Annotated in this window: 4 protein-coding genes; 2 read left to right on the top strand and 2 right to left on the bottom strand. The window is 58.6% G+C overall.

Features of this window, described 5'->3' with window-relative positions; genetic code table 11:
- A partial coding sequence (locus AC1XOS_RS20390) for a DEAD/DEAH box helicase (RefSeq protein ID WP_481964050.1) occupies nt 1-448 on the top strand: 448 nt, incomplete at its 5' end.
- Nucleotides 449-608: 160 nt separating this feature from the next.
- Nucleotides 609-1,226, top strand: a complete 618-nt coding sequence (locus AC1XOS_RS20385; protein WP_481964049.1) for a hypothetical protein — start codon at nt 609-611, stop codon at nt 1,224-1,226.
- A 6-nt stretch (nt 1,227-1,232) separates the two neighbouring features.
- Here AC1XOS_RS20385 and AC1XOS_RS20380 read toward each other — a convergent pair whose 3' ends face one another.
- Together AC1XOS_RS20380 and AC1XOS_RS20375 are read right to left on the bottom strand one after the other, a co-directional pair.
- Nucleotides 1,233-2,471, bottom strand: coding sequence for a hypothetical protein (locus AC1XOS_RS20380; RefSeq protein WP_481964048.1), 1,239 nt, complete (start codon nt 2,469-2,471; stop codon nt 1,233-1,235).
- Between the two features lie 57 nt (nt 2,472-2,528).
- Complete coding sequence (locus AC1XOS_RS20375) at nt 2,529-4,106, bottom strand: TROVE domain-containing protein (protein WP_481964047.1); 1,578 nt, start codon at nt 4,104-4,106, stop codon at nt 2,529-2,531.
- Nucleotides 4,107-4,165: the final 59 nt, after the last annotated feature.

Here is a 4,165-nt window from a genome sequence, read left to right as displayed (position 1 = left end):
TTTAAATAAAGGGAAATCCATATTGTTATTTGCAAACACTCGGCAACACTCCAAGAAAATAGCTTTCGATTTGAATATGAAAGGAATTTCAGCAAGTCATATTGATTCAGAAACCGATATGAAAGAACGAAAAAGTTCAATTAAGAATTTCAAGCAAGGAAAAATATCTGTGTTGTGTAATCACGACGTATTATCAACTGGATTTGACGCACCTAGTACAGATATGATAATAATTAGTCGAAAAATATACAGCCCTGTGAAATTTATGCAAATTATAGGGCGTGGCTTGCGTGGCCCTGCAAACGGAGGCACGGAAAAATGCAAAATTGTTACCATTCTAGATGATATTAGTATTAATAATAATGATGATAACTCGACAATGGAATTTATAAATAAATCCTACTATTCATTTGAAGAATATCTCAAAACCTATATTAGCTCAGAGTGATGTATCCCGAAATTAAAATTCGGGACACATCTCTTCGGGTTTGGGAGTCTCCCTTCTCGGCTCAGATCACTGAATTTCGGAGGCAGTGCAACTTTTTTCGGGTTTGGGTTTCTGAGTTGGTAGCGAGGGCGCTCGCCCTCAGAGAGGAGAAGAGAGAATTATGGAACCTAAGGACTGGATTTCGAGAAATCACCGGGAGTTGCTGGTGCAGGTGGAGCGGTTTTTAGAGGCGATAGATACCGATGCGGGCCGAAGTAAGTCTAAACTGACGGCGGCGCAGCTTGCGGGTTTAAGAGCTAAGAAGACGGCGCTCACCGAGCTGGTAGAGACAAAAGAGAGCGCCGAGGCTGCTCTGAGTGCTGCAGTTGCAGCGGCGAACGGCGGCTACAACGATACAGCGGCGGAGCTTCGGGCGCTGGCAAGAGAGGCGCAGGCCAGCAGCCTCATGGACGATGCGACCCGTCAGGCCGCCGGGCTCAGCGTGCGGGAGAAGACGGGCAAAGGGCACGGGGAGATTCCCGAAGTGGACGATCTTATCTGCAAGCCGCGTCCCTCGGGCGATAACTTCTTGGACTGGAGCGGCCCCACCGGAAGCGGCATCACCTACGATATCGAGATGCGCACCAGCTCCGAAAAAGCCTGGGAGAAGATCGGCTACACCACGCGCACGGCCTGGCTTCACGAAAACGCTGGAGCGGGCACCCACCGCGAATATCGAATTGTTCCTCAGCGCAGTGGCAGAAGCGGCGAACCCAGCAACGCGGCACTGGCTTACTAAGTCGCCCTACCCCGCTGGCTTGGGGCTGGTGCGTACCAGCTCTAGGCACTTTTCAATCAAAATCTCTCCGGTTTGCTCGCCAAGGGACGTGCGCGAGACATACTCATAGCGCGGGAAGCTGTGATAGTCCACTTTGGTCAAGATGTAGCCAAAGGCCTCGTTGGTGAGGCCAAAGAGCAAGTTATGTGCTCCGGCCATCTTCCGCTTGAGATAGAAGCCGATATTGGGGAGCGCCTCACCAGGGATCGTCAGAATTTGTGCATCGCCGAGATTGACGAGGTTCAGACGCGCCTGAATCGTGTGGTCTTTGCCTTTCCCATGCGGGTAGCCCAGCGGCGACTGGGTCACGACCGCCCAGAGCTCCGGGGACTGGACGGGAAAGGTCACAGAGAGGCTCCTGCAAAACAGCCCTGGCTTTTGCTGAACGGGCGCTTTGGCTAAAATGCGCAGCGCTTCATCGGCCATAGTGTGCCCGATCCGCAGGCACTCATCCCAGGTGCGGGCATCCTCCCAGTAGCCTTTTTGTGGGTCTTTAGGGCGATCCAGAGAGCGATTGTCCGCGGTGATCATTCCCCCCTGTGCACCATTCATGAAGAGCGCCATGCCTCCCGCACGCTCCTCCAGACGCTCACAAAGCGGGCCGCAGAGATCGGGGCTGAGGATGCCGACACTGTTGCCCAGAACCTCGGGGTGGATGGCATAGTTCACCAGAGTCGCAAGGGTCTTTCCTTCGGGCGTGAGCGCCTGAATCACCGACATTCGCCGGTCGTAAAGCTCGGGGGCGTAGTAGTTGTAGGCGATCTTTCCTTGTGCCTCGCCGGTGGCGATCTTGAGGTACGCGGGCTGCGCTCGGTCTATCGCCTCGTTGATGGCCTCCGCCGCCAGCGTGCAGACCCGCTCCATAAACGCCAGATCGCCGGTGTGGCCACCCTTGCCATCGGGGAAGGCGTAGCAGTCCGGGGCGCTGTGGGTATGCGTAGCCCCAATGAGGATATTCTGCGCCGCAACACGGGGAACGCGCGCCCGTACGCGGTCGCCTAAGACGCCTGGAAAGCCTAGGAGATCCAGCCCAACAACGACCACTTTGGTCTTGCCACGCTGGAGAAAGAGGGCCCGTGCTGTCAGCTCGCCACGCTTCTCGCGTGCCGACTCTGTGGGCCCCATGCCACCCGAGACGGGCAGGAGAGGGTTGGGGGTGATAATGCGCTTCGCTGCGCCTGCCCAAAGCGATTCTTGCTCTTGCATGAGCACCACTTCTCTTATCGGGGCAGGAATTCCTCCCCCGATAAGAGATCGCAAGGCTTAGCGCACGAAGTCGGACATCAGCTGCGGGGTTGCCGTGTCGAAGCCGACTATATCTAAGCACCCACCGTCGCTGGGGTCGGCGAGGGTGAAGCCATTGCTGACCATCCCCACGACGATAAGCTTGGCGGCAATACCCAGCTGCTCCCGGTACTGGCGCAGGGCCTGCACCGGGTGGATGCTCCCATGCCAGGTCTCCGAGTCCGTGTAGACGACGAAGACATCGGCTTTCACCTTGTTCTTCAGCGCCCATAGCATCGGCTGGGCACAGTCCGTGCTGCCAAACGGCATTCCCGAGATGCGGCGAACCACATCGTCGAGCCGCTGGCGCGGCGTGATGCTCAGCTCGGTCAGCTTGTCCTGGAACGCCACCATTTTGTAGTCGTCCTCAGTTGCTGCCGTGATAAGCGCCATCGCCGCCGACGCGTCGCGCGGGGTCAGGCCGGGAATTCCCGCGATCTCCCCACAACCCATCGAGCCCGAGACATCCAGTGCCAGCACCCAGCGCTTGCCCGTCGCCTCGACAGTGCCGAAGCTTGCGTAGAACGCCGCATCGAGCGCATCCACCAGCGTGCCCACCGGTTTCCAAGTGCTGTTGCCACGCACGCCCCTGCCCGACCCGTAGGTCTTGAGCGCCGAAAGCACCGCAATCGGATGCACACGTGCCTTCTTCAGAGCATCGAGATTGGTCAGCCGTGCGCTGACGGCTTTTACCTGCTCACGGTCGTCGAAGATGCCCACGCGGGTCATGGTTGCTAGGTTCCGCAGCAGCGCCGTGAGCGGCATTCCGCTTGCCAGCAGCGCCTCCCACACCGACTTCTCGGTCAGGAACTGGGTCGGAATGGCCTCACGTGGCAGGTTGGCGTCACGGATCAGCCGGGCGATCTCTGCCGCACTCTCCGCACGCTTTGCCTGCTCGAAGGCCGCGACCAGCGCCGGGATACTCTCGCCTGTACTTCCCTGCGTGATCCAGTGATAGAGCGCCTTCTTCTGGTCGCTCTCCGGCTTGGGGTGGCTCAGACGCAGCAAGTCCCGGTGGCTCCAGCCATCGCGCTGCTGGTACTTGACCGCCTGGTAGGCCAGCGTGTCACTGTCCTTCTCGGCGTACCATGCCCCGACCGCCTTACGCAGCCCCCGGCCCCAGCCGCGCATGCCGTCCACAAACTGTGCGAAGTGGAAGAGATGCGTCCCGGTACGGCAGACGGTAGGCAAAGCCGCCAGCGCCGCCGCGCGTGTTTTATCGTCGCCCTCAGACGCCGCAATCGCCAGCGCAAAGATCGCCGGATCGTTCTTCGGAGCCCGGCCCGCGTCCGAGACCTGCGCAATGGTCTTCACCGCCCGCAGACCATCCGCCGCCACGCATGCCTGAACCGCCTTGGCGCTCTCTGCCGTCAGCTTCTGCTGCGTCGCGTAGTAAGAGCCGCCCTCAGAACCCAGCACTAAGAAGCGCTCCAGCTGCGTCCAGCTATCCACCGGGAAGCTGTAGCCTCCCGCCGAGTTGAGCACCTGGCTCGTGCCCGGAACCGGCTGGCTCTGCGGCGTGACGTTCTTGTTGATAATGTTCTTTAAGTAGCTCATTTTTCGTTTTCTCCTCGCGTAGTCCACCCCCGTTGGAGGGGGGCGTCTTGAGAGCCTCA

It is taken from the genome of Armatimonas sp. (assembly GCF_964826245.1).
The sequence above is the reverse complement of the archived record's forward strand: the minus strand, read 5'-3'. Positions and strand labels throughout refer to the sequence as shown.